At 68.8% G+C, this 24892-nt stretch carries 29 protein-coding genes, 3 tRNA genes and 1 pseudogene; 15 read left to right on the forward strand and 18 right to left on the reverse strand.

The annotated features are described in order from the left end of the window. Position 1: 1 nt before the first annotated feature. The 3 genes from spt to LI953_RS04015 are packed head-to-tail and all read left to right on the forward strand — an operon-like array spanning position 2 to position 3131. Positions 2-1222, forward strand: a complete 1221-nt coding sequence (spt, locus tag LI953_RS04005; RefSeq protein WP_227074746.1) for a serine palmitoyltransferase — start codon at positions 2-4, stop codon at positions 1220-1222. Between the two features lie 26 nt (positions 1223-1248). Then, the gene (locus LI953_RS04010; RefSeq protein ID WP_227074747.1) at positions 1249-2385 is read left to right on the forward strand and encodes a glycosyltransferase; all 1137 of its coding nucleotides are present in this window, start codon (positions 1249-1251) and stop codon (positions 2383-2385) included. Continuing rightward, the gene (locus LI953_RS04015) at positions 2382-3131 is read left to right on the forward strand and encodes a PIG-L family deacetylase (protein ID WP_227074748.1); all 750 of its coding nucleotides are present in this window, start codon (positions 2382-2384) and stop codon (positions 3129-3131) included. The genes LI953_RS04010 and LI953_RS04015 overlap by 4 nt, the downstream gene beginning before the upstream one ends. Here the strand turns inward: LI953_RS04015 and LI953_RS04020 are convergent. Next, positions 3128-4360, reverse strand: a complete 1233-nt coding sequence (locus LI953_RS04020; protein WP_227074749.1) for a glycosyltransferase — start codon at positions 4358-4360, stop codon at positions 3128-3130. The two genes, LI953_RS04015 and LI953_RS04020, sit on opposite strands and share 4 nt — an antisense overlap. A gap of 100 nt (positions 4361-4460) precedes the next feature. Further along, the gene (locus LI953_RS04025; RefSeq protein ID WP_227074750.1) at positions 4461-6089 is read right to left on the reverse strand and encodes an acyl-CoA dehydrogenase family protein; all 1629 of its coding nucleotides are present in this window, start codon (positions 6087-6089) and stop codon (positions 4461-4463) included. A gap of 56 nt (positions 6090-6145) precedes the next feature. Here LI953_RS04025 and LI953_RS15395 point away from each other — a divergent pair, with 56 nt between their 5' ends. Beyond that, positions 6146-6274 carry a hypothetical protein gene (locus tag LI953_RS15395; protein ID WP_255643046.1) on the forward strand — a complete coding sequence of 43 codons (129 nt, stop codon included), beginning with the start codon at positions 6146-6148 and terminating at the stop codon, positions 6272-6274. A gap of 18 nt (positions 6275-6292) precedes the next feature. On the opposite strand, the gene mctP is transcribed toward LI953_RS15395, so the two are convergent. From mctP to purB, 6 genes are read right to left on the reverse strand one after another with little or no spacing between them, the layout of a single operon-like run. After that, the gene (gene mctP / locus LI953_RS04030) at positions 6293-7816 is read right to left on the reverse strand and encodes a monocarboxylate uptake permease MctP (protein ID WP_227074751.1); all 1524 of its coding nucleotides are present in this window, start codon (positions 7814-7816) and stop codon (positions 6293-6295) included. After that, positions 7816-8007 (reverse strand): DUF3311 domain-containing protein, encoded by a 192-nt coding sequence (locus LI953_RS04035; RefSeq protein WP_227074752.1) that lies wholly within the window; start codon positions 8005-8007, stop codon positions 7816-7818. The genes mctP and LI953_RS04035 overlap by 1 nt, the downstream gene beginning before the upstream one ends. 58 nt (positions 8008-8065) lie before the next feature. Next, positions 8066-8755, reverse strand: coding sequence for an NRDE family protein (locus tag LI953_RS04040; RefSeq protein ID WP_227074753.1), 690 nt, complete (start codon positions 8753-8755; stop codon positions 8066-8068). 3 nt (positions 8756-8758) lie between these two features. Further along, positions 8759-9400 (reverse strand): NUDIX hydrolase, encoded by a 642-nt coding sequence (locus LI953_RS04045; protein WP_227074754.1) that lies wholly within the window; start codon positions 9398-9400, stop codon positions 8759-8761. A 6-nt stretch (positions 9401-9406) separates the two neighbouring features. Then, positions 9407-9568: a hypothetical protein gene (locus LI953_RS04050; RefSeq protein ID WP_227074755.1), complete on the reverse strand. Its 162-nt coding sequence runs from the start codon at positions 9566-9568 to the stop codon at positions 9407-9409. Positions 9569-9575: 7 nt separating this feature from the next. Next, the gene (purB, locus tag LI953_RS04055; RefSeq protein WP_227074756.1) at positions 9576-10907 is read right to left on the reverse strand and encodes an adenylosuccinate lyase; all 1332 of its coding nucleotides are present in this window, start codon (positions 10905-10907) and stop codon (positions 9576-9578) included. Positions 10908-10999: 92 nt separating this feature from the next. Here purB and LI953_RS04060 point away from each other — a divergent pair, with 92 nt between their 5' ends. Further along, entirely contained in the window at positions 11000-11590 is a 591-nt protein-coding gene (locus tag LI953_RS04060; protein WP_227074757.1) for a YjbE family putative metal transport protein, read from the forward strand. A gap of 9 nt (positions 11591-11599) precedes the next feature. On the opposite strand, the gene LI953_RS04065 is transcribed toward LI953_RS04060, so the two are convergent. Continuing rightward, the gene (locus tag LI953_RS04065) at positions 11600-12256 is read right to left on the reverse strand and encodes a 2OG-Fe(II) oxygenase (protein ID WP_227074758.1); all 657 of its coding nucleotides are present in this window, start codon (positions 12254-12256) and stop codon (positions 11600-11602) included. Then, the gene (locus LI953_RS04070) at positions 12249-12872 is read right to left on the reverse strand and encodes a 2OG-Fe(II) oxygenase (protein WP_227074759.1); all 624 of its coding nucleotides are present in this window, start codon (positions 12870-12872) and stop codon (positions 12249-12251) included. Before LI953_RS04070 ends, LI953_RS04065 begins: the two co-directional genes overlap by 8 nt. Positions 12873-13046: 174 nt before the next feature. On the opposite strand from LI953_RS04070, the gene LI953_RS04075 reads away from it, so the two are divergent. Beyond that, entirely contained in the window at positions 13047-13547 is a 501-nt protein-coding gene (locus LI953_RS04075) for a hypothetical protein (RefSeq protein ID WP_227074760.1), read from the forward strand. A gap of 3 nt (positions 13548-13550) precedes the next feature. Here the strand turns inward: LI953_RS04075 and LI953_RS04080 are convergent, their stop codons facing one another. Continuing rightward, a complete protein-coding gene (locus LI953_RS04080) occupies positions 13551-14924 on the reverse strand; it encodes a glycosyltransferase family 39 protein (protein ID WP_227074761.1) in 1374 nt (457 codons plus the stop codon). 62 nt (positions 14925-14986) lie between these two features. On the opposite strand from LI953_RS04080, the gene LI953_RS04085 reads away from it, so the two are divergent. From LI953_RS04085 to LI953_RS04100, 4 genes are all read left to right on the forward strand, one after another. Continuing rightward, on the forward strand, positions 14987-15469 hold the full coding sequence (locus tag LI953_RS04085) for a DUF192 domain-containing protein (protein WP_227074762.1): 483 nt from the start codon (positions 14987-14989) through the stop codon (positions 15467-15469). 16 nt (positions 15470-15485) lie between these two features. Continuing rightward, positions 15486-15562: transfer RNA gene (locus tag LI953_RS04090), tRNA-Pro, on the forward strand. Between the two features lie 17 nt (positions 15563-15579). Beyond that, entirely contained in the window at positions 15580-15885 is a 306-nt protein-coding gene (locus tag LI953_RS04095) for an ETC complex I subunit (RefSeq protein WP_227074763.1), read from the forward strand. Between the two features lie 33 nt (positions 15886-15918). Next, positions 15919-15995: transfer RNA gene (locus LI953_RS04100), tRNA-Arg, on the forward strand. A 24-nt stretch (positions 15996-16019) separates the two neighbouring features. Here LI953_RS04100 and LI953_RS04105 read toward each other — a convergent pair. Genes LI953_RS04105 through LI953_RS04125 form a run of 5 tightly spaced genes read right to left on the reverse strand, consistent with a single transcriptional unit; the run spans position 16020 to position 20459 of the window. Then, the gene (locus LI953_RS04105) at positions 16020-16769 is read right to left on the reverse strand and encodes an SDR family oxidoreductase (RefSeq protein ID WP_227074764.1); all 750 of its coding nucleotides are present in this window, start codon (positions 16767-16769) and stop codon (positions 16020-16022) included. Beyond that, on the reverse strand, positions 16748-17143 hold the full coding sequence (locus LI953_RS04110) for a DUF2177 family protein (RefSeq protein ID WP_227074765.1): 396 nt from the start codon (positions 17141-17143) through the stop codon (positions 16748-16750). The genes LI953_RS04105 and LI953_RS04110 overlap by 22 nt, the downstream gene beginning before the upstream one ends. Positions 17144-17155: 12 nt before the next feature. Further along, entirely contained in the window at positions 17156-18367 is a 1212-nt protein-coding gene (locus LI953_RS04115; protein ID WP_227074766.1) for a cyclopropane-fatty-acyl-phospholipid synthase family protein, read from the reverse strand. Next, entirely contained in the window at positions 18367-19131 is a 765-nt protein-coding gene (locus LI953_RS04120) for a DUF1365 domain-containing protein (RefSeq protein ID WP_227074767.1), read from the reverse strand. The genes LI953_RS04115 and LI953_RS04120 overlap by 1 nt, the downstream gene beginning before the upstream one ends. Continuing rightward, complete coding sequence (locus LI953_RS04125; protein WP_227074768.1) at positions 19128-20459, reverse strand: NAD(P)/FAD-dependent oxidoreductase; 1332 nt, start codon at positions 20457-20459, stop codon at positions 19128-19130. Before LI953_RS04125 ends, LI953_RS04120 begins: the two co-directional genes overlap by 4 nt. Positions 20460-20533: 74 nt before the next feature. Between LI953_RS04125 and LI953_RS04130 the strand changes: the two genes are divergently transcribed. The 5 genes from LI953_RS04130 to LI953_RS04150 all read left to right on the forward strand — a co-directional run bounded on the left by LI953_RS04130 (position 20534) and on the right by LI953_RS04150 (position 23729). Beyond that, positions 20534-21166 carry a sigma-70 family RNA polymerase sigma factor gene (locus LI953_RS04130; RefSeq protein ID WP_227074769.1) on the forward strand — a complete coding sequence of 211 codons (633 nt, stop codon included), beginning with the start codon at positions 20534-20536 and terminating at the stop codon, positions 21164-21166. Then, complete coding sequence (locus LI953_RS04135) at positions 21163-21804, forward strand: ChrR family anti-sigma-E factor (RefSeq protein WP_227074770.1); 642 nt, start codon at positions 21163-21165, stop codon at positions 21802-21804. The genes LI953_RS04130 and LI953_RS04135 overlap by 4 nt, the downstream gene beginning before the upstream one ends. Then, positions 21804-22832 carry a cyclopropane-fatty-acyl-phospholipid synthase family protein gene (locus tag LI953_RS04140; protein WP_227074771.1) on the forward strand — a complete coding sequence of 343 codons (1029 nt, stop codon included), beginning with the start codon at positions 21804-21806 and terminating at the stop codon, positions 22830-22832. Before LI953_RS04135 ends, LI953_RS04140 begins: the two co-directional genes overlap by 1 nt. After that, complete coding sequence (locus LI953_RS04145) at positions 22829-23608, forward strand: DUF1295 domain-containing protein (RefSeq protein ID WP_227074772.1); 780 nt, start codon at positions 22829-22831, stop codon at positions 23606-23608. Before LI953_RS04140 ends, LI953_RS04145 begins: the two co-directional genes overlap by 4 nt. A gap of 44 nt (positions 23609-23652) precedes the next feature. Beyond that, positions 23653-23729, forward strand: a tRNA-Arg gene (locus LI953_RS04150). A 174-nt stretch (positions 23730-23903) separates the two neighbouring features. Here the strand turns inward: LI953_RS04150 and LI953_RS04155 are convergent. Continuing rightward, positions 23904-24068 (reverse strand): hypothetical protein, encoded by a 165-nt coding sequence (locus tag LI953_RS04155; protein WP_227074773.1) that lies wholly within the window; start codon positions 24066-24068, stop codon positions 23904-23906. 154 nt (positions 24069-24222) lie between these two features. Then, a pseudogene (locus tag LI953_RS04160) lies at positions 24223-24441 on the reverse strand (Rha family transcriptional regulator); the annotation flags it as partial. Positions 24442-24892: the final 451 nt, after the last annotated feature.

Genomic DNA, 24892 nt, shown 5'->3' on the forward strand with positions numbered 1-24892 from the left:
CATGGCGCTGCTTGATAAATACGCGCCGGTGGCGGAGCAGTACCGCCAGCTGGAACTGGCTGGCGCGAATCCGTTCAACGTGACTTTCGATGAGGTGCTCTCACCCACCGAGGCGCTGATCGCCGGGCGCAAGACGCTGCTGCTCGGCACAAATAATTATCTGGGGCTGACCTATGACCCGGCGGTGGTGGAGGCGGCCGTGGCGGCCACGCGCGCCGCGGGCACCGGCACCACAGGCTCGCGCATCGCCAATGGCAGCTATGGCGGGCATAAGCGGCTGGAGGCGGCGCTGGCCGAATTCTACGGCCGGCGGCATGGCCTCGTCTTCTCCACCGGCTATCAAGCCAATCTCGGCATCATCTCGGCGCTGGCGGGTAAGGGCGATCATCTGCTGCTCGATGCCGATTCCCACGCCTCCATCTATGATGGTTCGCGCCTCGGCTATGCGCAGGTCACGCGCTTTCGGCATAACAGCCCCGATGATCTCGCCAACCGGTTGCGCCGCCTCGCGGACGAGCCGGGCGACAAGGTGATCATCGTCGAGGGCATTTATTCGATGCTGGGCGACACCGCCCCCTTGCGCGAATTCGCCGCGGTGAAGCGCGAATACGGTGCTTATCTGGTGGTGGACGAGGCGCATTCGCTCGGCGTTCTGGGCGAGACCGGGCGCGGGCTGGCGGAGCGGGAGGGGGTGGAAGCGGATGTCGATTTCATCGTCGGCACCTTCTCGAAGAGCCTGGGCGGGGTCGGCGGCTTCTGCGTCACCGACATGGAGGGCGCGGATATCCTGCGCGTCGTCAGCCGCCCGTATATGTTCACCGCCTCGCTGCCGCCCGGCGTGATCGCCGCCACCGAGGCCGCCCTGCACGAGCTGCGCGCCCAGCCCGAATTGCAGGCGCGGCTGAACGCCAACGCGCTGCGGCTGTATCGCGGGCTGGAGGCTTTGGGCTTCGCGCTGGGGCCGGAGCCGAGCCCGGTGGTCTCCGCCATCATGCCCTCGCCGGAGGCCGCGTTCGGCTTCTGGGCGGCGCTGCTGGAGGCCGGGCTATACACCAATGTCAGCCTGCCGCCCGCCACGCCGAAAGGGCTGGCGCTGCTGCGCTCCAGCGTCAGCGCCGCGCATACCCCGGCGCAGATCGACCGCGCCGTGGCTTTGTTCGCCGAGGTCGGGCAGGCGCTCGGGCTGCTGGCGGGGGCGCCGGGCTTGGCGGCGGCGCGGTAGCCACGCCCCAGGCCGAAGGAGGGCGGATGCGCAGGGTCGGGATCTTCCGCCATAATCTCTTCAAGCTGTCGGAACCGTTTATCGCCCAGCAGGCGCAGCGCCTTAGCCGCTACCAGCCGCTTTATCTCGGCCGGCTGCGCTATGGCGCCGCCCCGGCCGGGGCGGAGGTGCTGGCGCTGGAGGACCGGACGCCCCGCGCCCGGCTGCTGCCCGCCGCATGGCACATGCTCTCCGCTGATCCGCGCCCCTATCTAACCCTGTTGGCGGGGCGCGAACCGGCCCTGATCCACGCCCATTTTGGCGTTGAGGGCGTGTATGCCCTGAAGCTGGCCGCCAGGCTCGACGTGCCACTGCTCACTACCTTTCATGGGTTCGACGCCACGCTCTCCACCCCCGGCCTGCTCGCCAACCCGGCCTGGGCGCGTTACGCGCTGGGGCGCGGGGCATTGGCGCGGCGGGGAGCGCTGTTCCTCGCCGCCTCGGGCTTTCTGCGCGGGCGGCTGCTGGCGCTGGGGTTTCCGCCTGAGCGCGTGCGCGTGCATTATATCGGCGTGGATACCGGCGCCATCACCCCGCGCGATTTGGCGGAGGAGGAACCGGTCATCCTGCATGTGGCGCGGCTGGAGGAGGTGAAGGGCACGGCGTTTTTGATCCGCGCCTTCGCCCGGATCGCCGCGCAATTCCCCGCCGTTCGGCTGGTGATCATCGGTGACGGCAAGCTGCGCCCCGCGCTGGAGCGGCTGGCGCGGGAGGCCGGCATCGCGCCGCGCGTCGCGTTTCTGGGGGCGCGGGCGCATGGCGAGGTGTTGGCCTGGATGCGCCGCGCCGCCGTGCTGGCGCTGCCTAGCGTGCGGACGGATTCGGGGCGCGAGGAGGGGCTGGGCATGGTGATGCTGGAAGCCGCCGCGACCGGCGTGCCGGGTGTGGGCTCGCGCGTCGGCGGCATCCCGGAAGGCATCGCGGAGGGCGAGACCGGGCTGCTGGCACCTGAACGCGACCCGGAGGCGCTGGCCGCCGCCCTCGCCACGCTGCTCGCCGATCCGGTGCTGCGCCAGCGCATGGGCGCGGCGGCGCGGGCGCGGGCGGCAGCGTGTTTCGACATCCGCCTCCAGACCGCGGCGCTGGAGGATCTCTACGACGAAATCCTGGAGGGCGGGGCATGAGCCGCGCCGTGCTCGTCGCCGCGCACCCGGATGATGAAATCCTCTGGCTGAGTTCGGCGCTCGCCGGGGCCGATCTGGTGGTGCTGTGCTTCGGCGCGGCGCTGGGCAAGCCCAGGATGGCGGCGGCGCGGGCGCGGGCGGTGGCGGCGCTGGGGCTGAAGGCGTTGGCGTATCTGGCGCTGCCGGAGAGCGGCACGCGCAAGCTGGTGGATTGGCGAAACCCCGCGCTCACGCCGACGGGCATTGCGATTTCCAGCGCCGAAGGGCAGACGCGGTATGACGCGAATTTCGTCGCCCTGGTGGCGCGGCTGCGGCCGCTTCTGGCCGGGGCGGATGAGGTTTACACCCATAATCCCTGGGGCGAATACGGCCATCCCGAGCATATCCAGGTCTATCGCGCCGTCGCCGCCCTGCAGGGGGAGCTTGGGTTCAGGCTGTGGTTCTCCAACTATGCCGCGCCGCTCACCTGGCCATTGGCGCAAACCCTGGGCGCCGCGCCACTCTGGGCGGAGAAGCGCGCCGTGGCGCCGGATCTGCCGCTGGCCCGGCGGCTACGCGGGGTTTACCTGCGCCATGGGGTCTGGACTTGGCCGCGCCTGCATCGCTGGCCGACCGCAGAGACGCTCTACGCCCAGCCGCCCGGCCCGCGCGAGGGCTGGCGCACGCTGCGCGGCGAGACGCTGCTGGATGCCACGGCGCTGCGCTGGTGGAAGCCCGCCCGCGCCGCGCGGCGGGTGCTTGGTTAACCCCCCGGCGGCAGGATGATCGAGCGCGTGCGCGCGAAATGCGCGAACCAGCGCCGCGATTCGCGTTTCCAGATTCCGGCCTGAGCATCGCCCCAATGGCCGGGCTTGGGCGTCGCCTCATCCGCCCGCCAGGCCTGGATGGTGGCGAGGATTTTCTCCGCCCTGGCGCTCCAGGTGTAGTTCTTGTTGTCCTCGCGCGCGCCCGCGGCCAGCCGCGCCGCCAGGGCGTCATCCTCGGTCAGCGCCTTCAGCCCGGCCACCAGCGCGTCCAGCGAATCTGGTGGGCAGAGCAAGGCGGTTTCGCCGCTTTTCAGCACCTCCGCCACATCCGGCGTGTTGCCTGCCAGAATGGGGCGACCGGAGCCGAGATAGAAGAACAGCTTCAGCGGCAGCACGGTGGAGCCGAACTTGGCCAGAGGCTGCAACGAGGGTGGGATCAGCAGCACATCGGCGGCGTAGATATAGCGCCCGAGCGTCGCCTCGCTTTGCCAGGGCACGATGATGATATTCGGCACGGCGCGGGCCAGGGCCTCGACCGGCCCCTCGCCATAGGAGCCGACGAACAGGAAGGTGAGCTGCGGCAGGCGCTTCGCCGCCTCGATCACCAGCTCCAGCCCCTTCTTGTGGTTTACGCGGCCGGTGTAGACCACGGTTTTCGCGTCCTCCGGCACCCCGATCAGCCGCTTCGCTTCGTCCAGCGGAATTGGCGCCGCGAAGCGCCGCGGCTCGAAGCCGTTATGCACACAGCGCAGCTTCGCCGCCGGCACGCCCAGCTCGATATATTTGCGGCGCGTGTACTCCGAGTGGCAGATGCTGCCGAGAAAGCGCGGGTGGCAGAACAGCTTGTAGAGCCAGCGTTGCAGCGGCGGAATCTGGTCCGGCCAGGGGCGGTAATGGTCGAACACCACGCGCTGGCCGCAGAGGATGGACATCCACGCGACCCAGAGATTGCGCGTGTAAACGAGATCGGCCTGCCGGAACGCCCGGCGCAGCCCGATCGTCAGCCCGCTCATGAAGTGCCGCAGCGCGGCGGGGCGCAGCGGGGCGAAGGCGCGCAAAATGGGCATGCCCGCCAGCGCCGTAGCGGTGCCCAAATTTTCCCGCGCCACCGGCACATGCAGCCAGCTTGTCTCCAAATGCGCGCCCAGGTAGCGGGCCGTGGTGATGAACACTTCCGCATCCGCCTCGGCATTGGGCAGGACATTCTCGAAGGCGAAGAGGATTTTCATGCGTATTCCGGCAAAGACCCAGCCCCCGGGAGGGCCGGCGAAGGCGATGGAGAGCGCCGGGCGGCCGGCGGCGCACCCTAGGCGCAACCGCGGGGCGGGATCAATAACCCGCGCGGGCGGCGGCGCGCAGGATGATCGGCGCCGGGTCGATCTCGCCGGGCAGCGTGCCCAGCGCAGACCCGCCCCTGCGCCCCAGCCGTGTGGCGCAATAGGCCGCGGCGATGGCGGGCGGCGCGTGGCGTAGTAACAGGCTCGCCGCCAGAGCCAGGGCAAGCTCTTCGGTCAGGCGGCGGGCATCGCGCTCCTCGGCGGCGGGGGGCGGGGTGGCCAGCCATGCGTCCAGCGCCGGATGCAGGCCCTGGGCGCGGGCGATCTCGCCGCGCAGCAGTGCCGCGCCTTGCGGCATGCGGGCGAGGGCGCGCATCACATCCAGGCAGATGACATTGCCCGAGCCTTCCCACAGCCCGTTCAGCGGCGCGTCGCGATACAGCCGGGCGATGTCGAACTCTTCGATGAAGCCGTTGCCGCCATGGCATTCCAGCGCCTCGGCGATCATCACCGGGGCGCGCTTGCACACCCAGTATTTGGCCAGCGGCGCCAGGATGCGGCTCAGGGCCAGCTCGCCCTCATCGCGCGGCGCGGCATCGAGCGCGGCGGCCGCGCGCATCGCCAGCCAGGTGGCGGCCTCGCTCTCCAGCGCCAGATCGGCCAGCACATTGGCCATGGCGGGCTGCTCCACCAGCCGGCGGCCAAAGGCGGTCCGATACCAGGTATGGTGCAGGGCCAGACGCAGCGCCTGGCGCATTTGCCCGGCGCTGCCCAGCGCGCATTCCAGCCGGGTGAGATGCGCCATCTCAAGCATGATGGCGATGCCGCGCCCTTCCTCGCCGACGATGCGCGCCTCCAGTCCCCTGAACTCCACCTCGGACGATGCGTTGGAGCGGTTACCGGCTTTCTCCTTCAGCCGTTGCAGGCGCAGGAAGTTGCGGCTGCCATCATCGCGCCAGCCTTGCGCCAGAAAGCAGGTCGGCCCGGCCGCGGTGCGCGCCAGGGTGAGGAACAGATCGGCCACCGGCACTGAGAAGAACCATTTATGCCCGGTAAGCGCATACCAGCCACCGCCGAGTGGCCGGGCTTCGGTGCTGATCTGCCGCAGATCCGAGCCGCCTTGCTTCTCGGTCATCGCCATGGCCACGGTGAGCGCGCGCTTTTGCCCGGGCGGTAGCGGGCGCGGGTCGTAAAGCGGTGAGAGGATTTTGTCCTGAAACGCCGCCAGCAGGGCGGGGGCGTGGCGCAGCGCCGCCAGCGCGGCGAAGGTCATCGCCGCCGGGCAGCCCACCCCGGCCTCGCCCTGCGCCCAGAGATAGGAAAGCGCGGCGCGGGCCAGTTGCGCGCCGGGGCGTGGCTCCGTCCAGCCCAGCGCATGCACCTCGTCGGACCGCAATAGCCTGAGCAATTCGTGCCAGGCGGGGTGGAAGGCGACCTCGTCTATGCGGTGGCCGTAGCGGTCATATGTGCGCAGTTCCGGCGGGTAGCGGTTGGCCAGCCGTGCCAGCTCCTGCACATGCGCCGCGCCGATGCGCGCCCCGCACGCGCCAAGGCGCTCCGCCGCCCAACCCGCGCCAAACGCAGCCACCGCGTCGCGCAGGGGCGCATCGCTTTCCCAGCCATTGAAATTCTCCAGCGGCGGCGGCTGGTTGCGGACTTCATGCGTGGCGTAGCCTGACATGCCGTTCCTCCGGGTTGGACCCCAGCATACACCGCGCGGCCGGGCTGGTCATTCCTATGCCGCGCCGGCCACTGATTCTCACCCAGGCCGAGGTGTTCGCCGACAGCAATGGCGGTAAGCGGCTGGTCGCGTTTCTGACCGCGACCATGATGGTGATCGAGGGGCGCGAGGGGATCGTGGACTGATCCCCGCCGCCGGGCCGGTTACAGATAATCGAGCGCGGTGGTTTCGTCCCGGGCGCGGTCATCGGCGATGGCGTGGAAGGCCGGGCTGAGCACCACCGCGACCACGATATTGAGCAGCACGGTGGCGAAGGCGATGTAGCTCGGCAGGGTGAAGCCGAGCACATGGAAGGCCCAGATGGAGCCGGTGAAATGGTTCGCCGCCGCCAGCCAGGTGGCGCTGGCGATGCCCGCGACCCAGCCTGCGAGCAGCGCCCAGCCGTTGAAGAAGCGGGTGAACACCGAGAGCACGATGGCCGGGAAGGTCTGGATGATCCACATGCCGCCGAGCAACTGCAACTGCACGGCGTAAGTGGCGGGGATGGCCAGGATGAAGGCCAGCGCCCCGACCACCGTGACGATGGCGAACAGCTTGGCGACCAGCGTTTCGCCCTGTTGCGAGGGGGCGTGGACGAATTGCGTCCAGATGTCACGGGTGAAGATGTTGGCCGAGGCGATGGCCATGATCGCGGCGGGAACCAGCGCGCCAATGGCGATGGCGCCGAAGGCCACGCCCACGAACCAGGCCGGGAAGGCGTTGAGCAGCAGCGCCGGCACCGCGAAGCTGGCGCCGTATTTTGCGAAGCCCCCGGCGAATTGCGGCATCGCCTTCACCCCGGCGGCGATGGCCATGAAGCCCATCGTCGCCAGCAGGCCGAGCAGCAGCGAATAGGCGGGCAGCAGCACGGCATTGCGCTTGATCACGCGCGGCCCGGCGGCGGAGAGGATGCCCGTCATGGTATGCGGGTAGAGGAACAGCGCCATGGCGCTGCCCAGCGCCAGCGTGGCGTAGCCCGTATAGGCCCCGCCCGAGCCCGGCGGCGGCGCGGCGAGCAGCAATTTCTGCGCCGGCACCTTGGCGAAGATGGCGCTAAACCCGCCAAGCTCGGCCGGGATGACGATGACCGCCGCGATCACGGTGAGGTAGATCAGCAGATCCTTGACGATGGAGATCATCGCCGGGGCGCGCAGCCCGGCGGTCCAGGTGAAGGCGGCGAGCACGGCGAAGGCTGCGATGAGCGGCAGATGCCCCGGCAGGCCGAGCGCGCCGATCACTGTCTGCATACCGACGAGCTGCAGCGCGATATAGGGCATGGTGGCGACGATGCCGGTGAGCCCGATGGCCAGCGCCAGCCAGCGATTGCCGTAGCGCCCACGTACGAATTCCGGGCCGGTGATGTAGCCGCGGATCTTGGCCACCCGCCACAGCCGGGGGAAGACGACGTAGAGGATCGGGTAGATCAGCACCGTATAGGGCATGGCGAAGAAGCCGACCGCCCCGGCGCCGAACATCAGCGCCGGAATGGCGATGAAGGTGTAGGCGGTATAGGCGTCGCCGCCGATCAGGAACCAGGAGACCCAGGTGCCGAAGCGCCGGCCGCCCAAGCCCCATTCCTCGATATGGCCGAGATTGCCGCCCGCCTGCCAGCGGCTGGCGGCGAAGCCGAGCACCAACACCGCGGCGACGAGCGCGAAAAATACGATGGAGGCGGTGGCGTTCTGCATCACTCGGCCTCCTTGCGGGGCTGGCGGTCTTCCACCCGGTAGACGATGTAGATCAGCGCCGAGCCCAGGGGCACGACCAGCAGCTGATACCAGTAGAAGAACGGAAAGCCGAACAGGCTGGGCGCGGCGCGGTTGAAGAACGGCACCGCCAGCGCCAGCACAAAGATGAGCAACAGCAGAATTCGTATCATTTTCGCCCCCCTGGCGGCAGACATGGAGCAGCGTGCCGGGCTTGGCAAGCCGGGCGGGTTAGCGGCAGACCGGAACGAATGGCGCGAGATGCGGCGGCCCGGCGGCGAAATGATGCGCGGGCACGCCACCGCCCGGCAGCGCGAGCAGCGTGGCGCTCACCGTGCCGAAACCGCCCGGATCGGGGGGCAGGATGTTGAGCTGCGCCGCGCGCTCGCCGGAGGAATCGGCGAGCAGCGCCCCCCACTCGGCGACCGGCGCGGCCGCAAAGCGCGGCAGATGCCGGGCGATGCGGGGCATCGTGATGTCGTTGGGTTCGCCGGAGGTGATCATGCTTACCCCTTGCGGCAGGGGCAGCGCCTCGGGTCGCCCGGCGCCAAGGCCGCGCATGAAATAGGCCGCGCCGGCATCGGCCAGCACCATGTTGAAGGCGCGGTATTGCCCGGCATCCAGGCCCGTGATGGCCGCGGCGGCGTGCGCGGCGCTGGCCTCGCGCAGCGCCAGCAGCGGCAGCTCGCCCCGGCTGCGCTTGCCCGGCGCGGGGCCGAGCGTGCCCTCGCGGTTGAGCACCGCCGCGGCGACCCCGGCGCGGTTGACGGCCAGCCAGGTGCCGCCGGCCAGCGTATCCCGCCCGCCGCAGATGCCGGGCCAGTATTCGGCCGGCGGCTCCCAGGGACGGCTGCCCATCTCGTCGCGGTTGGCGGCGATGAACACGCCCTCGGGGGCGAGGCGCAGGATGATCGAGCACATGGCTTAGTCTCGCGCGGCGGCGAGGATCATGTCCAGATGATCGGGCACGGCGAAGTCTTCGCGCCGCAGCGCGGCGATGGGCAGCACCCGCACCGCGCCCGCGTCGTCGCCCGCCTGCAAATCCATTTCGCGCAGATCGCCGCGCAGCTTCACCCGGAAACCCAGGGTGGAGACGGTGAAGAACTCGCCTTGGCGGATATCGGTGCCGGGCATGTTGTTCCAGGCGCAGCGTATGTCGAAGGGGCGGTCGAAGAGGCGGTGGCCGATCTGGCGGATCTCGGCCTGGGCCAGCAGGGCGGGGGCGATGCCGGTCTCCTCCACCGCCTCGCGCAGCGCCGCGGCGCGCGAGGATTCCACCTTGCCATTGACCTCGTCGATGAACCCGCCCGGCACGGCGAGCTTGCCGCGCCCGGGATTATGCAGACGGGTGATGAGCGCGACCTGGCCGTGATCGTCGAGCAGCACGGCATCGGCGGCGTGGCGCAGATGCGCGCGCCGCGTGGTGCCGTCGGGCAGGGTGAGGCTGCCCAGCTCATGCACCGCCTGGGCGGGGTCATCGCCAAATTGCCCAGCCCGGCAACGCGCCGCGATCTCGGCCTTCAGTGCCGGATCGACGAGCATGTGGTCATGGATGATCTCGGTCACGGGGCGTCAGATGGCTTGCGGCTGCGCCTGGGGCGGGGCAGCGTGCGCGGCTTTGGCCGGCTTGCGGCGGCGTGGCGGGGCGTTGCGGGCCATCCCGACCATCCCGCCGATGAGCAGGGCTAGCAAGAAGGCACCGAACACGCCGCCGAACAGGAACGCGACCAGCATCGCCGGCTCAGCCGAACACGCGCTTGAAGATGGTGTCCACATGCGCGTGGTGCATCTCGGCGCTCATCGCGGCGTCGATCGCGGCGGCGGAGACGCGGCCCGCCACCTCAGGGTCGGCCAGCAGGTTTTCGCGGAATGTCTTCGCCTCCGGCTGGCCGAGCTTCGTCCAGGTGGCCATGGCGTTGCGCTGCACGATCCGGTAGGCGTCCTCGCGCAATATGCCCGCCTTGGTCAGCGCCAGCAGCACCTCGCCGGAATGCACCACCCCGCCCAGGCTCTCGACGTTGGCGGCCATCTGCTCGGGGTAGACGGTCAGCTTGTCGATCATCCCGGCCATCCGCACCAGGGCGAAATCCAGCGTCACCGTGGCGTCCGGGGCGATACCGCGCTCGACCGAGGAGTGCGAGATGTCGCGCTCATGCCACAGCGCCACGTTCTCCATGGCGGGGATGACGGCGGCGCGCACGAGGCGGGCGAGGCCGCAGAGGTTTTCGGAGAGCACCGGGTTGCGCTTATGCGGCATGGCCGAGCTGCCCTTCTGCCCGGCATGGAAGAATTCCTCGGCCTCGCGCACCTCGGAGCGCTGCAGGTGGCGCACCTCGGTGGCCAGACGTTCGACGCCCGAGGCGATCACGCCCAGTGTGGCGAAGAAGGCGGCGTGGCGGTCGCGCGGGATCACCTGGGTGGAGACCGGCTCGGCGGCGAGGCCGAGCTTCTCGGCCACGTATTCCTCCACCCGCGGATCGACATGCGCGAAGGTGCCGACGGCACCGGAGATGGCGCAGGTGGCGATTTCGGCGCGCGCGGCGATCAGGCGCTGCTTGTTGCGGGCGAACTCGGCGTAATGCCCAGCGAGCTTCAGGCCGAAACTGGTCGGTTCAGCATGAATGCCGTGCGAACGGCCGATGGTGAGGGTGTATTTATGCTCGATGGCGCGCTTCCTCAGCGCCGCCAGCACGAGGTCGAGATCGGCCAGCAGCAGGTCGGCGGCCTGGGTGAGCTGCACGGCGAGGCAGGTGTCCAGCACGTCGGACGAGGTGAGACCCTGATGCACGAAGCGGCTATCCTCGCCCACGCGCTTGGCCAGCCAGGTGAGGAAGGCGATCACGTCATGGCGGGTTTCGGCCTCGATGGCGTCGATCTCGGCGGTGTCGTCGGGCGTGAACACGGCCATGGCGGCGTCGCCCTTCTCGCGGATGGTCCTGGCCGCGGCCTCGGGGATCGAGCCGTATTGCGCCATCGCCTCGCAGGCCAGGGCTTCGATCTCGAACCAGATTTTGTACTTGTTCTCCTGGGTCCAGATGGCGGCGGCTTGCGGGCGGGTATAGCGGGGGATCATCGGCGGGCTCCTCAGCGGCGGAAATTCAGGCACGCCCTAGCCCCGTCCCCCGGCATTGACAAGGCAGGGCAGCCCGCGCCTATGCGCAGGGCATGGATATTTTGTCCCTGCTGGTGCCGCTGGCGCAGATTCTACTCATCGACTTGGTGCTGGCGGGGGATAATGCCATCGTCATCGGGCTGGCGGTGGCGCGGCTGGCTCCGGCGCAGCGGCGCAAGGCGATCCTGGCAGGAACGATCGGGGCCACGGTGATCCGTATCCTGTTCGCGCTGGTGGTGGTGCAGCTGCTGGCGGTGATCGGGCTGACGCTCGCGGGCGGCGTGCTGCTGCTCTGGGTGGCCTGGAAGACCGCGCGCGAGCTGAAGGGCGGCGAGGCGGGTACGCTGAGCGACGCCCCGGTGCAGACGTTGCGCGGCGCGGTCTGGCGCATCATCGTGGCGGATGTCTCGATGAGCCTCGACAATGTTTTGGGCGTGGCCGGGGTGGCGCGCGCGCATCCGGTGCTGCTGGCGGTGGGGCTGGTGCTCTCGATCGGGTTGATGGGGCTGGCGGCGAATCTGGTGGCGCGGCTGCTCACCCGCTTCCATTGGCTGGCCTGGGTGGGCATCGCCATCATCTTTTATGTGGCGCTGAAGATGATCTGGGAGGGGTGGCACGAGGTTGCCCACGCCCTTCCGGTCTGAGCGGCGGGGTTAGCCGATCGGCGTTTCGGGAAAGGCCAGCTCGTGGCGCGAGCGCCATTCCGGCGTCACGTAATTCACGATCAGCGAGCGGCGGATGCCGGTGATCTTGCGCTTGACGAAGCCGTGCCAGGTGTCGCTGCCGGGGATGAAGATCAGCCCGTGATTGCGCAGGAAGGGCGCGGCGCCGACATGCGCGGCGGGCGAGGCGAAGATGTCCGTGCCCCAATTCTCGCCCGGCGCCGAGTCGGTGAGGTAGATGAGCATGGTGAAGAATTTGGCACCGATATCGGTGTGCGGCTCCAGCCAGAAGCCGTCCGTATCCAGGCAGTATTCGATGCGCAGATAGCTGCCCTTGAGGTTGACCGCGCAGCGTTGCGCCAGCCTCTGCACCACCGCCGGGCTTTGCAGCGCGGCGGCGAGTTCGGCGCAGACCGGGTAGTCCCGCTGCTGCGCGGCGCCGAAGAACCAGCGGGTGGAGTTGTTGGTTTCGCGCCGGCCTTGGGTGTCCTCAATCCGCGGCGGGGCGAGGGGCAGCGCGACGACTTGCTCCACCATGCGGTCGGGCAGCATGTTGTCCAGCAGCCAATGGCGGTAGGGGGCGGGTTCCTCGCGCGCGGCGTCCAGGCTGGCCAGAAAATGCGCGGCCGTGGGCGTGGCATCAAGCATAATGCATCATCTTCTTGGCTTGGGCGGAGATCTTGTGGCGCATCAGCTCGCGCTGGGCGGCGAGGCCCGAGGCCATCCAGTTGATCATCACGTAGCGGCGCACGCCGACGAAGGGCTCATGTCCGTGGAAGGATTTCTCCGACCGGCGGAAGGCGACCAGCGTGCCGAGATCAGGCGGGACTTCGGCGATGGCGTCGTTGATGTCATCCGGCCCGCGCAACAGGCGCAGGCGGCCGCCCTGGGCTTCCCAGCTTTCGTTGAAATAGAGCAGCGCGGTGACGAGCTTGGCCTCGCTGTCGGTATGGATGCGCCCGTCCTTTTCGGCGCAGCGCCCGCGCAGGGTTACCATGGTCGGGCGGCCGGTGAGGTCGAGGCCGAATTTGCGCGAGAAGGCGGCGGTCACGGCCGGGCCGGTGAGTTCGCTGATCAGGGCGCGGAAATGCGGGCCGGGCTGCGTGGCCTCCACCGGCAGCAGGCCGGAATGTTCGATCTCGGGAAAATCGGCACGCACGAGCTGCGCCGTTGCCGGGCGGATGAAGCCCTGGGTAATGCTGTATTGGAACGGCTCAGTGGCCATCGGCGCTTGCAGGAAGGCCTCAAGGTCGAGATATGACATGTAGGTGGTCCGGGTCCGGAATGCGAAACTCCGCAGCGGTTAGGCGCTTTGGCGCGCGCCGGGCATTGATGTGGATCAAGGGAGGTGCAGTTCGGGCGGGCCGGGGCGCGATCGCAAGAGACCCTTAATCAATTCAGGCGATCATTACCTTACATTTCGGTAAGGTGAACGGATATGCTCGAACAAAACTTCCAGAACTCGCGCACGCAGGATGGTGCGGCGGCTGCACGCCGCGTTCCGGCGGAACGGCGTGCGGCGCCGCGCTCACCCGTGATCAAGAGCGCCAAGCTGGTGGTCGGCGGCCGCATCAGCCAAAGCGTGTTTAATTGTCTGGTGCTCGACGAATCCGCCAATGGCGCGATGGTCGATCTCGGGTCGGCCTTCACCCTGCCCGAGGAGCTGGTGCTGCACATGAATTCTGGTCCGTCCTACAACGCCCGCCGGCGCTGGGCGGCGGGCAGCAAAATGGGGCTGGAATTTGTCGGCGAGGAGCTGGTGAGCGCGGCCACGGCGGCGCGCATGGCCGAGATTGGGCGCACCATGCGGGCCATGGGGTTGCCCGTGGCGCTGGAGGAGTTGCGCGAGCACCGCTACTTTGGCCATGCCGAGCTGCGCCGCGTCGCGGAGGAGGCTGAGGCGGCTTATCTGCGGTTGGAGCGGCTGCTGGCGGGGTAGGCTCTATTTGCGGGCATAGACCGCAATACCCGGATAGCTGCGCCAGAGCGTGTAATTTTGCGCCAGAGCCGCGTCGAGCAAGGCATAGGCGGCGGGGTTGGTTAGTGGGTCCTGCGGTGCTGGCGCGCGGCGGACGATGAATTGAGGTTGGCTGGCCAGGATGCGGGTGATTTCAGCAACGGCGTCGACCCCGGCCACGCCAGGCAGCAATTTGCGGGTCAGCACCGAGGGCAGCACATAGCGCGTCGGCGGCGCGGTGCCGGTGAGCGCGTAGAGGATTGGCTGGCTGTCGAACACATACAGGCTGGCGGGATGTCGGGCTTCGAGGTCGGCCCCCGCGGTGGCGACGGTGTCGGGCACGGTGGCGTCGCGCAGCGCGTGCTGGGCGGCGCGCAGGGGCAGGGCGAGCGCGGCCAGCAGCAGCGCTGCGCGCCAAACTGGGCGCGGCGGCAGCGCCGCATACAGCGCGCCGAGGCAGACGCAGAGCGGCGGCAGGGCTTGCAGGAAGTAATGGTCGTAGAAGCTCTTGGCGGCGGCGGCGCCGGCCAGGGCGCAAAGCAGCCAGAGCGGCGGGAAGACAAGGGCCAGACGCCGCCGCCGCGCCCCCAGCGCCGCCAATGCGAGGGAAGCAGCGTAGAGCCCGCCCCAGCGCGCCGCCTGGGTCTGTGCCGCCCAGCGCAGGGTGCTGGCCGTGAACGTGCTCCCGGCCCGGCGCAGATTGGCCTGCACGTTGCAGGCCCACCACAGAGGCAGTTCGCCATTGGCGGCATACAGGGCGAGGATGGCCGCCAAAGGCGCCGCAACGCCGAGGGCGAAGGGGAAGGCGAGCCGCCAGTCCCGCCGCTGGTAGAGCAGCAGAAGCAGGATGCAGGGGGCTTCGGTCACCGCAACTTCCTTCACCATCACCGCGCAGCCCAGCGCCAGTCCGGCGGCCCAGGCCGGCGCCTCGGCCAGCACCGCCAGCACGGCGAGCGCGGTGAAGCTGGCCATGAACAGTTCGGTATTGGCCGAGAGGCCGTCATTGGAGAGCGAGCCCAGCACCAGCGCCGCGCCAGCCACCCAGGCAGCGGCGCGGCTGGCGGTGAGGCGCGCGGTGATGCCGTAAACGGTGGCCGCCAGCAGCCCGACGAACGCCATGCTCGCCACGCGCATCGCCGCCACGCCGGGGATGACCGCCTGGAACGCCGCGAAAATGGCGTAGATGCCGATGGGCTTGTTGTCCCAGATGGTGGTGTAGGGCAGGTGGCCGAGGCGCCATTGCTGCGCCATCAGGAAATACAGGCTTTCATCCCAGTCCAGCACCGAGCGGTGCAGGACCGGCAGGCGCGTGAGCACCGAGGCGGCGAGCAGGACCAGGGCGGGGAAGGCGCGGTTCACGAGGGCGATGCTTGCCAGGGCGCGCGCAGCCGGGCAAGAGAGGCGCCAGCATGGAGGGGTGCATGAGGATTTTTGCTCCGGTTCTGGCTGCCAGCCTGCTGCTTGGCGGCGCCGCGATGGCCCAGGTGAACGACGACCCGACCGGCCCGCAGCCGCAATTGCCGACTGAAAAGCTCAGCATACAGGCGGATAATGGCAAGACCTATGATTTCACGGTCGAGGTCGCCGCGACCCCGCAGGAGCAAGCCTATGGGCTGATGTTCCGTCCGGCGGTGCCGGCGGGCACGGGCATGCTGTTTCCGGTGGACCCGCCATCGGTGCAGGAATTCTGGATGAAGAACACCATCGTGCCGCTGGACATGGTGTTTATTGGCGCCGACGGCACGGTGAAGACCATTGCTGAAAACACGGTGCCGTATAGCCTGCGCAACATCTCCAGCAATGTGCCGGTGGCGGCGGTGCTGGAGCTGGCCGGGGGCGCCACGGCGGCGGATGATATCAATGTTGGCGATAAGGTGATTGCCAAGCAGTTTGGCGGCGGGTAATCCCGGCGCACAAGTTCGGGGCGTGGCGCAGCCTGGTAGCGCGCTTGTTTTGGGTACAAGAGGCCCCCGGTTCGAATCCGGGCGCCCCGACCAGTTGGAAGGACGATCATATGCGGGCACGTATTTATCTGCCGCCAAAATCCGCCATGCAGTCCGGCATGGCGCGCACGCATCGCTGGATGCTGGAATATGAGCCGGAGAGCCGCAAAGTGCTCGACCCGTTGATGGGCTGGACCGGCTCCGACGATATGCGCCAGCAGATCCGCCTAAGCTTTGAGACGCAGGAAGCCGCCATCGCGTATGCCGAGGCCCATGGCATTCCGTACGATTTGGAGATCCCCCCGGCGCGCACCCGCAAGCCCAAGGCTTACGCCGATAATTTCCGCGCCGACCGCAAGGAAAACTGGACGCATTAAAACGCCCGCGTTACCACGGGCGGGCTTGGCCAAGCGCCCTTAGCTCAGCTGGATAGAGCACGAGACTTCTAATCTCGGGGCCGATGGTTCGAATCCATCAGGGCGCGCCAGCGTTTCGCATCCATCCGATCCGCTCAGGGCGGAATTTCCGCGCCGTCATGCGCGAAGCATTTGCCGCTATCCTCTGGCCTCAGCCGCGCCAGCACGGCGAGCAGCCGCGCAGCGGATTGCTGCGGCGTGAAGAGCTGTCCGGCGGGGACAAACCCTTGGAATGGCTGCGAGAGCGGGCTGTCCACCGTACCCGGATGCAGGCCCGCGATTACCGCTTGCGGGTAGCGCCGCGCCGCCTCGATGGCCGTGCAGCGGACCACCATGTTGAGCGCCGCTTTGGCCGCGCGGTAGCCGTACCAGCCGCCCTTGCGATTATCGCCGATGCTGCCAACGCGGGCCGAGAGCGAGGCCATCACGCCGGGCGTCTGGCGTGGCAGCAGCGGCAGGAAGTGTTTGAAGGCCAGCGCCGGCCCCGCGCAGTTTATGGTGAAAGCTTGTTGCAGGGCGGCGAGGTTGAGGTCGCGCAGCGATTTCTCGGGCATCATGCCGGGCGCGTGCAGCGCGCCGGTGGCGACGATCACAGCGTCCAGTGTCCCCTCGTCCGCCAGCCGCGCGGCGGCGGCGGCCAGGGCGGTTTCGTCCAGTACATCCACCGGGCCATGGCAGAGCGGGCCGTCCTCGCGCCAGGGCGTGCCGCGGGCCAGGGCATAGACGCGCTCCGCCCCGCCCGCCGCGAGTTGCGCCACCAGCGCGCCGCCAATGGCGCCGCGCGCGCCCAGCACCGCCACGCGCCGCCAGGGCAGGGGCGCGCTCACCGCAGCAGCCAGCGGCACACGAGGCAGCCGAGCGCCGCTGCGGTGCCGGTGGCCAGCGTGCCCCAGACGAGATCAGCCGCCGTGACCGCCAGCGGCCAGCCGCGCAGCGTGGCGAGGTTGGTGAGGTCGTAAGTGGCATAGGCCACCAGGCCAAACGCGCCGCCGCGCAGCAGCGCCTCGCTGGGCCGCCCGGCGGGCAGCACGGTGAAGCCGACGACGCCCGCGATATACAGCGCGTAAAACAGCAGCGCCGGGCCGGGGCGGAAATGTCCCGCCAGCAGCCCTTGCAGTTGCGGCTTGTAGAGCCGGGAAGTCATGGTGCCGAGCCAGACGGCGTCCAGCCCCAAAAAGGCCAGGGCGGTGGCGATGTAAGCGGTGATCCAAGTTGTCATGTGGTGTTTCCGTCAGCCGAGAAATTCATAAAGCCCGACATCGACGCGCCCAGTGGCGAACCCCGCCTCGCAATAGCAGAGGTAGTAATTCCACAGACGGCGGAAGCGGGTGTCGAAGCCGAGCGTCTCCAGCGTTGGCCAGGCGGCGGTGAAGCGTGCGCGCCACTCGGCCAGGGTGCGGGCGTAGCTGGCGCCGAAATGATGCACGCGCCCGGGTTTGAGCCCCGCCAGGCTGGCCTGCGCGGCGAGGCCCGCCTTGGTCGGCAGCATGCCGCCGGGGAAGATGCGGCGCTGGATGAAATCGGCGTTGCGCCGGTAATCGGCGAATTGCTCGGCGGCGATGGTGATGACCTGCAGCACCGCCCGCCCGCCGGGGTTGAGGCGCGCGCGCAGGGTGCGGAAATAGCTTGGCCAATAAGCCTCGCCCACCGCCTCCAGCATCTCGATGGAGACGATGCGGTCATAGTGGCCGGTCTCGTCGCGGTAGTCGCGCAGGGCGAGGTTAGCGCGGTCATCCAGCCCGGCTGTGCGGATCACTTGGCGCGCATGGGCGAGCTGGGCCGGGGAGATGGTGAGGCCGGTGACATCCGCCCCCGCCGCCGCCAGATGCCGTGCCAACGCGCCCCAGCCGCAGCCGATTTCGAGCACCCGCCCCTCCGGCGGCACGGCCAGCCAGTCCGCGATCAGCGCCAGCTTGCGCGCCTGGGCGGTTTCCAGCGTGTCCTCCGGCGTTTCATAAAGGGCCGAGGAATACAGCATCTCCGGGTCCAGCCAGAGGCGGTAGAATTCGTTGCCCAGATCGTAATGCGCCATGATGTTGCGCCGCGCCCCGGCGCGGGTGTTGGCGTTGGCGGCGTGGCGCAGGCGCCCCAGGGCGCGCAGCGGGGCGGAGAGCGGGCTGCGCGCGGCCGGGCCGGCGAAATTGAGCGCCCCCAGCGTGAGCAGGGCGGTGAGGTCGGGGGTGCTCCAGGCGCCGTCGATATAGGCCTCGGCGAAGCCGGGCTGGCCTTGCAGCAGCAACGCCCAGGGCATGCGCCAATCATGCAGGGTGAGTTCCGCCTCCGGTCCGGGCAACTGGCCGCGCTGTTCGATCAGCCGCCCCTCGGGCGTGGTGCAGCGCAGCCGCCCGTGGCGCAGCGTGGCCAAGGCACGGCGGAGCATGGCCTCGCGCAGCCCGGTGCGGGCGGTGGGGGCGAGAGGCAGGGCTTCGGCGATCTCGTGCATCAGGCTTTCCTCTCTCCCGCATAGCCAAGGCTGACCGGCGCCGCCGGGGCGGGCGGGCGCGGGCGCAGCGCGATGCCCTTCAGCCAGATCTTCACGGCCTGCCAATGGATGGCGGCCAGTACTTTGACCCCCAGAAAAGGCTGCGTCAGCGCCAGGCGCAGCAGGGCGGCGTCGGTCAGCTCTTGGCGCTTGCCGGCCAGGGTGGCGTGCAGCACCACGCCTTCGGCATCCTCCACCGCGATATGCAGCCCCACCCCGGCGCCGGGGGGCTGCAGGCTGAAGCTGTAACGCAGTTGCATGTCCATGAACGGCGAGACGTAGAAGATTTTCTCGGCCCCCTGGCGCAGCGGCGCGGCCGCGCCCGCCGCCACAGGGCAGAGATAGGTGTGGCGCTGGCCGAAAGTGTTGTTCACCTCGTACAGCACGGCGCGCAGCGCGCCGCTGGCCTCATGGCAGAAGAACAGGCTGAGCGGGTTGAAGCCAAGGCCGAGGCAGCGCGGCATGGCGAGCAGCGTGATGCGCGCGCCCGCCTCGGCCAACCCGGCGGCGGCCAGTTGCTGCTCCACCCAGCCGCGCAGATCCGCGCTGCCCGCGCCGTGGTCGCGCGCGGGCAGGCTGAACAGGTTGAAGCGCTCGCGCGAAAACAAGCGCAGGCGGGGCGTTTCGTCGAGGTCGAGCAGCACGTAGGGCACGCGGTAGGCCAAGGCGTGGTGGCGGGGGCGGAGGCGGGTATGGGTCACCCGCACGGGGTAGAGCGCGCTCATGCCGCACGCTGCCAGACCGGCGGCGGGGTGGGAATGCGCGCCGACTCGCCGGGCACACGCCACGGGCGGCGCACCCCGCCCAGCGCCTCGGCTACCGCCAGCCCGGCCTGCAAACCATCCTCGTGAAACCCCGCTCCCCACCAGGCGCCGCAGAACCAGGTGCGGCTGGCGCCCTGCACCTCCCAGAGCCGCGATTGCGCGCGCAGGGCCGGGATGTCGAATACCGGATGGTTGAAGCTTTGGCGCAACGCCACGCCGCGCGGCTCCCGCGCCGGGTTGAGGGTGACGAACCAGTCCCGCGCCGTGGGCAGGCGCTGCAACCGGTTCATCCAATAGGTGACGGACACGCTGTCCTCACCGCCCGTATAGTTCCAGGCGGCCCAGGCGGCGCGGCGGCGCGGCATGGCGCTGGCGTCGGTGTGCAGCAGCGCCTCGTTGCGCGTGGTGCGGAAGGCGCCGATGATCTCGCGCTCGGCGGTGCTCGGGTCGGCGAGCAGGCGGAAGGCCTGATCGGCATGGCAGGCCAGCACCGCATGGTCGAACCGCGCGGTCTCGCCGCTGGCGGTGCGCAGCTCCACCCCGCCGGGCAGGCGGCGCAGGGCGCTCACCGGCGTGGCCTGCCGCGCCTCGCCTTTGAAGGCCGCGCGCAGCCGCGCCACATATTCGCGCGAGCCGCCCGTGACCGTGCGCCACACCGGCCGCCCGGCGAGTTTCAGCAGGCCGTGATTTTCGCAAAACCGGATGAAGGCCGCCGCGGGCAGCTCACCCGCCGCCCCGGCCGGGCAGGACCAGACAGCCGCGATCATTGGGTAGAGATGGTCCTCGAGGAATGCCGCGCCATAGCGGCCCGCGCGCAGATATTCGCCCAGGCTGATCTCGCCCAGCCGCGCCGCCGCGTTCGGCGCCTCGCGGTAGAAGCGGAGCATGTCGCGCAGCATCGACCAGAAGCGCGGGCGCAGCGCGTTGGCGGGCTGCGCGAACACGCCGCGCAGCTTGTTCGACCCGGCATATTCGAGATCGCCGCCGCGCAGCGACACGGCGAACGACATCTCGCTGGCCTGGGTGGGGACGTTAAGATGCGCGAACAGCGCCGTGAGGTTGGGGTAGGCGGGCTCGTTGTAAACGATGAAGCCTGTATCGACCGGCACGCCATCGACCGCCACCGTATGGCTGTGCCCGCCCAGGCGCGGCGCGGCCTCAAACAGCGTCACCTCGTGGCGCGTGCTCAGCAGCCAGGCGCAGGCGAGGCCGGAGATGCCGGCGCCGATCACGGCGATGCGCAGCGGGGCGGAGGCGGGGCGGGGCGGTGTGTCGGGCGAAAATGGCATATTTCTGATACGAGGCCATGCGGGAATTGGATCAACCGGTGATCCAAAATAACTGGCGCCGCGTATAGTGGAACGTGAATGCACCAGATGCCCCCCTTCCACGCCTGGCCGCGCGCCGGGCGCTCGCCCCGCCGGTGACGGCGCTGGATACTCCGGCGCCCGATGCCGAGGCGCAGGCCATGCTGATCCGCCGCGTGGCCACCGCGCGCGACAGGCAGGCCTTTGCCGCGCTGTTCAAATATTTCGCGCCGAGGGTGAAGGCGTATCTGCGCCGCGCCGGGTTGGAGCCGGGCGAGGCGGAGGAGGTGGCGCAGGAGGTGTTGCTCTCGCTTTGGCGCAAGGCCGAGAGTTTCGACCCGGCCCGCGCCGCGCCGGCGACCTGGGTGTTCGCCATCGCCCGCAATGCGCGCATCGACCGCGCCCGCCGCAATCACGGCCTGCCCGGCGCGCCGGAGCCCGAGGAGGCGGAGGATGAGCTTGCCCCCAGCGCCGAAACCCTGACCCTGACCGCCGAGCGGGAGGCGCGCGTGCGCGGCGCGCTCGGCCAACTTGCCCCTGAACAGCAAAAGATCGTGAAACTTTCGTTTTTCTCCGACACGCCCCATGCCGCCATCGCCAGCGAGCTCAACCTGCCGCTGGGCACCGTGAAATCGCGCATTCGTTTGGCCTTGGCCAAGCTGCGCGCCGCGCTGGAGGAGGTGCGATGATCCGCCATCACCCATCCGCCGAGACCTTGCTCGCCCATGCCGCCGGAACCCTGCCCGCGGGGCAGGCCCTGGTGGTGGCCGCGCATGTGCAGGGCTGCGGCGCCTGCCGCGCCGAACTCGCCCGGCTGGAAGCGCTGGGCGGCGCGGTGCTGGATGAGCTCGCACCCGAGCCGCTGGCCGCTGAAGCCTTCGCCGCTGTGCTGGACCGGCTGGACGCCCCGGCGCCGAAGCCGCCCGCGCCGCCGCGCCAAGCCGATCTCGGCTTGCCCGCCGGGCTCCGCCTGCCTGCCGCGCTGCACGGAGCGGAAATCGGGCGCTGGCTGTGGGTCGGCCCGGGCATACGCTACAGCCGCGTGCGCCTGCCTTGGGCCCCCAATGAAAACGTGATGCTGCTGCGCGTGGGGGGCAGCCGGCGGGTGATTCCGCACAGCCATGGCGGGGCGGAGTTCACGCAGGTTTTGCATGGCGGGTTCACCGACAGCACCGGCCATTACGGCCCTGGCGACATGGCCGAGGCCGATCATGATCTGGCGCATCAGCCCGCCGCCGACCCCGAGGGCTGCATTTGTCTGGCGGCGCTGGAGGGCGGGTTGCGCCTGCCCTGGCGCGGCTGGCGCACAACCAGGAGGCATGGCTGATGGCTGACACACGACTCGCTCTGGCCCAGGCGGCGGAGCGCCTGCCCGTGCCCGATGCGCTGTTGAGCCTCGGGATCAACCGCATGGTGGCGCGCACGCGCCGCCAATTGTCCCGTGGCGGGGCGGGGCAGACGGAATTCGCGCGCGGCATGGTGACGCACCCGATTGCCGTGCATACCGACGAGGCCAACCGCCAGCATTACGAGCTGCCTCCCGAATTTTTTGGCCTGATCCTCGGGCCGCGCCGCAAATATTCCTGCTGCCTGTACCCAACCGGGGCCGAAACCTTGGAGGAGGCCGAGCTGCACGCGCTGGAGGAGAGTGTGGCGCATGCGGAGCTTGCCGATGGGCAGGAGATTCTGGAGCTTGGCTGCGGCTGGGGCTCGCTGACGCTGTTCATGGCCGAGCGCTTCCCGCGCGCGCGGATCGTCGCGGTGTCCAACTCCGCGCCGCAGCGGCGCTATATCGAGGCACGGGCGGCGGCGCTTGGGCTGCAAAACCTGCGCGTGATCACCGCCGATATGAACCGCTTCACGCCTGAGCAGCGCTTCGACCGCGTGGTGTCGGTGGAGATGTTTGAGCACATGGCGAATTGGCGCGGCTTGCTGGAGCGTGTGCGCACTTGGCTGCGCCCGGATGGCCGGCTGTTTATCCATGTGTTCGCGCATGCCACTCGACCCTACCGCTTCGACCATACCGCCCAGGGCGACTGGATCGCGCGGCATTTCTTCACCGGCGGCATCATGCCCAGCCATGGGCTGATCGGAGAATTCCCCGACCTGTTCACGCTGGAGCGCGAATGGCGCTGGAGCGGTACGCATTATCAACGCACGGCGCGCGGCTGGCTGCGCAATTACGACGCCAATGCCGGGGCGGTCAGGACGATTTTGGCCGATGTGTACGGGCCGGAGGCGGCGGTGTGGGAGCGGCGCTGGCGGTTATTCTTTCTGGCGACGGCGGGGTTGTTCGGCCATGCCGGCGGGGAGTCTTGGGGCGTGAGCCATTACCGCTTGGCGCCGGTGCCGTGAGCCTTTGTCTGGCGGCCGCGGTGGTGGTGACGCTGGCGATGCTGGTCGCCTGGAAGGTGCAGCGCGCCGTCGGCAATGCCGGGTGGGTGGATGTGTTCTGGACGTTTTCCACCGGGTTGGCCCTGGCCGGGGTGGCGCTGGCCGCGCCTGGGGCGCTCTGGCGGCATGTGCTACTGGCGGCGCTGATACTGATTTGGGCCGGGCGGCTGGGCGGGTATGTTGTTTGGCGCGTCGCCACCGGCCCCGAGGATACGCGCTACGCCATGATGCGCCAGGAGGCCGGTGCCGACTTCCAGCGCCGGATGCTGAAGCTGATCATCGGGCAGGGGCCGGTCTCGGGTGTTTTGGCGGTATCGGTTTATCTGGCCGCAGCGCAGCCGGCGCCGGGTTTGCGGGTGGCTGATGTGCTGGGCGCGGCGGTGTTGCTGGCTGCCCTGGCCGGGGAGGCCTTGGCCGATAACCAATTACGGGTTTGGCGGGCCAACCCGGCCAATGCCGGGGGCATCTGCGAGGCCGGGCTGTGGGCGCTGTGCCGGCACCCGAATTATTTCTTCGAGGCGCTTGGCTGGCTGGCCTACCCGGTGATCGCTTTCGTGCCATCGCAACCGGCAACCGCCTTGGCGCTGGTGGCGCCGGTGCTGATGTTTCTGGTGCTGCGCTACCTCACCGGCGTGCCGCCGGTTGAAGCGGCGATGCTGGCGCGCCGGGGCGAGACCTATCGCGCCTATCAAGCCCGCACCTCGGCCCTGTTGCCGCGCTGGCCGCGCCGCGCCTAGCCTTTGCCCCGGGCCTGGGATAGGTTAAATCACGCGCATGGACTGTCTCCGTAGCTCAGCAGGATAGAGCACAGGATTCCTAATCCTGGGGCCGTGGGTTCGAATCCCGCCGGGGACACCAATCCACATATGTATGATTAAGCTGTTGAAAAGACAAGGGAATATTCAATCTGATTATGGAATGCCCATACAGTTGCTCATACAGCTTCCACACAGGTTTTAAGCGCCTGTAGCAGGCCAAAAAACAGCCGCCACTAGCAGCGTCCAAGGGCACCAATAGCAGCGGCTTGCAGCCTTATCGCCCGTACAGCTGCGCCCCGAGTAGCGCGCGCACCTTGGCCCGTTGCACTGGGGCGAGGGCGTCGAGGATCGCGGCCCGCGTCTCGGCGTTGCTTACGTGCCGGGCGTCGGACACCGCCTGGGCGGCTTCGGGCATCCCATAGGACGAGAGCTGGCGCATGGCGGTGCTGTAGGTCGATTGCCGCGCGGCGTCCTGAATAGCCGCAAATCGGCTTTGTGGCTTTCTCGTCGGGGTGTAATTTACGAACCGCAGTAACAGTGCTGACCTCGCCGTCCTTACGGATGGCCGGGGCCTGCCGGGCTTCAAGTTCTTGCCAGCGGTCGATGATCCGGGCGCGGAGTTCTACGCTGTAGCCGGAGACGAGGATCAAGGTCTCGCGCTTGGGTAGGAGGAAACAGGGGCGCACCTCGCCGTTTCCGCCTGGATAGACGCCCCCAAATTTGGGGAGGTCGGTTTCCCCGTACAGTTCCACCAGCATTTGGCGGATGTCACGCATGACATGGTCGTGGCGCTTCCCGGTCAGCTCCGCGATCTCGCGGCTGGGTTAAATCCGCTTTAAGCCTAGCAGCACGGAAGCGTCCGGTGTTTTAGACCCCCACTTCAGACTTGTGGGTCAAACGCAGCAGGTCCGCCTGGGGCTGGTGTGCGGGTACTAAAAGGCCGCCCGGTGTCTCTGTAAGAGGGCCGGGGCCTATCCGGTGGGTGGGTTTTTAGCTGCTACGCGCCATTTTTCGTATAGGGACGGTCGAAGATGTGCGTTCCCCCCGCAAAAATCGTCGTAGCCAAATTGAATTCCACAGCGTGGGCAAATTTCGAATGACGGACGCTCGCCATTCCAAGGCGGTTCATTGTTGGCATAACCGCAGACAGGGCACAGGCAGCTATTTCCACCTTCGTCAGCCTTCATCCCATTGTCTCTCTTTGCCGTCATGTTTCTCCGTTCTGGACTGCAACATTATGCCGCCCAGCACGGAACAATAGAC

Origin of the sequence: Acidocella sp. KAb 2-4 (assembly GCF_020567705.1) — a bacterium.
GTDB lineage: Bacteria > Pseudomonadota > Alphaproteobacteria > Acetobacterales > Acetobacteraceae > Acidocella.

Bases quoted from the DNA above. Each gene is read 5' to 3' on its own strand.
- purB (WP_227074756.1), bottom strand. From the start codon at position 10,907: ATGATCCCCCGCTATACCCGCCCGCAAGCCGCCGCCATCTGGACCCAG.
- mctP (WP_227074751.1), bottom strand. From the start codon at position 7,816: ATGCAGAACGCCACCGCCTCCATCGTATTTTTCGCGCTCGTCGCCGCG.
- LI953_RS15395 (WP_255643046.1), top strand. From the start codon at position 6,146: ATGCCGCGCCGGCCACTGATTCTCACCCAGGCCGAGGTGTTCGCCGAC.
- LI953_RS04035 (WP_227074752.1), bottom strand. From the start codon at position 8,007: ATGATACGAATTCTGCTGTTGCTCATCTTTGTGCTGGCGCTGGCGGTG.
- LI953_RS04010 (WP_227074747.1), top strand. From the start codon at position 1,249: ATGCGCAGGGTCGGGATCTTCCGCCATAATCTCTTCAAGCTGTCGGAA.
- LI953_RS04085 (WP_227074762.1), top strand. From the start codon at position 14,987: ATGAGGATTTTTGCTCCGGTTCTGGCTGCCAGCCTGCTGCTTGGCGGC.
- LI953_RS04065 (WP_227074758.1), bottom strand. From the start codon at position 12,256: ATGCTTGATGCCACGCCCACGGCCGCGCATTTTCTGGCCAGCCTGGAC.
- LI953_RS04115 (WP_227074766.1), bottom strand. From the start codon at position 18,367: ATGCACGAGATCGCCGAAGCCCTGCCTCTCGCCCCCACCGCCCGCACC.
- LI953_RS04155 (WP_227074773.1), bottom strand. From the start codon at position 24,068: ATGCGCCAGCTCTCGTCCTATGGGATGCCCGAAGCCGCCCAGGCGGTG.
- LI953_RS04135 (WP_227074770.1), top strand. From the start codon at position 21,163: ATGATCCGCCATCACCCATCCGCCGAGACCTTGCTCGCCCATGCCGCC.
- spt (WP_227074746.1), top strand. From the start codon at position 2: ATGGCGCTGCTTGATAAATACGCGCCGGTGGCGGAGCAGTACCGCCAG.
- LI953_RS04110 (WP_227074765.1), bottom strand. From the start codon at position 17,143: ATGACAACTTGGATCACCGCTTACATCGCCACCGCCCTGGCCTTTTTG.
- LI953_RS04020 (WP_227074749.1), bottom strand. From the start codon at position 4,360: ATGAAAATCCTCTTCGCCTTCGAGAATGTCCTGCCCAATGCCGAGGCG.
- LI953_RS04025 (WP_227074750.1), bottom strand. From the start codon at position 6,089: ATGTCAGGCTACGCCACGCATGAAGTCCGCAACCAGCCGCCGCCGCTG.
- LI953_RS04075 (WP_227074760.1), top strand. From the start codon at position 13,047: ATGCTCGAACAAAACTTCCAGAACTCGCGCACGCAGGATGGTGCGGCG.
- LI953_RS04120 (WP_227074767.1), bottom strand. From the start codon at position 19,131: ATGAGCGCGCTCTACCCCGTGCGGGTGACCCATACCCGCCTCCGCCCC.
- LI953_RS04125 (WP_227074768.1), bottom strand. From the start codon at position 20,459: ATGCCATTTTCGCCCGACACACCGCCCCGCCCCGCCTCCGCCCCGCTG.
- LI953_RS04040 (WP_227074753.1), bottom strand. From the start codon at position 8,755: ATGTGCTCGATCATCCTGCGCCTCGCCCCCGAGGGCGTGTTCATCGCC.
- LI953_RS04140 (WP_227074771.1), top strand. From the start codon at position 21,804: ATGGCTGACACACGACTCGCTCTGGCCCAGGCGGCGGAGCGCCTGCCC.
- LI953_RS04070 (WP_227074759.1), bottom strand. From the start codon at position 12,872: ATGTCATATCTCGACCTTGAGGCCTTCCTGCAAGCGCCGATGGCCACT.
- LI953_RS04050 (WP_227074755.1), bottom strand. From the start codon at position 9,568: ATGCTGGTCGCGTTCCTGTTCGGCGGCGTGTTCGGTGCCTTCTTGCTA.
- LI953_RS04060 (WP_227074757.1), top strand. From the start codon at position 11,000: ATGGATATTTTGTCCCTGCTGGTGCCGCTGGCGCAGATTCTACTCATC.
- LI953_RS04015 (WP_227074748.1), top strand. From the start codon at position 2,382: ATGAGCCGCGCCGTGCTCGTCGCCGCGCACCCGGATGATGAAATCCTC.
- LI953_RS04095 (WP_227074763.1), top strand. From the start codon at position 15,580: ATGCGGGCACGTATTTATCTGCCGCCAAAATCCGCCATGCAGTCCGGC.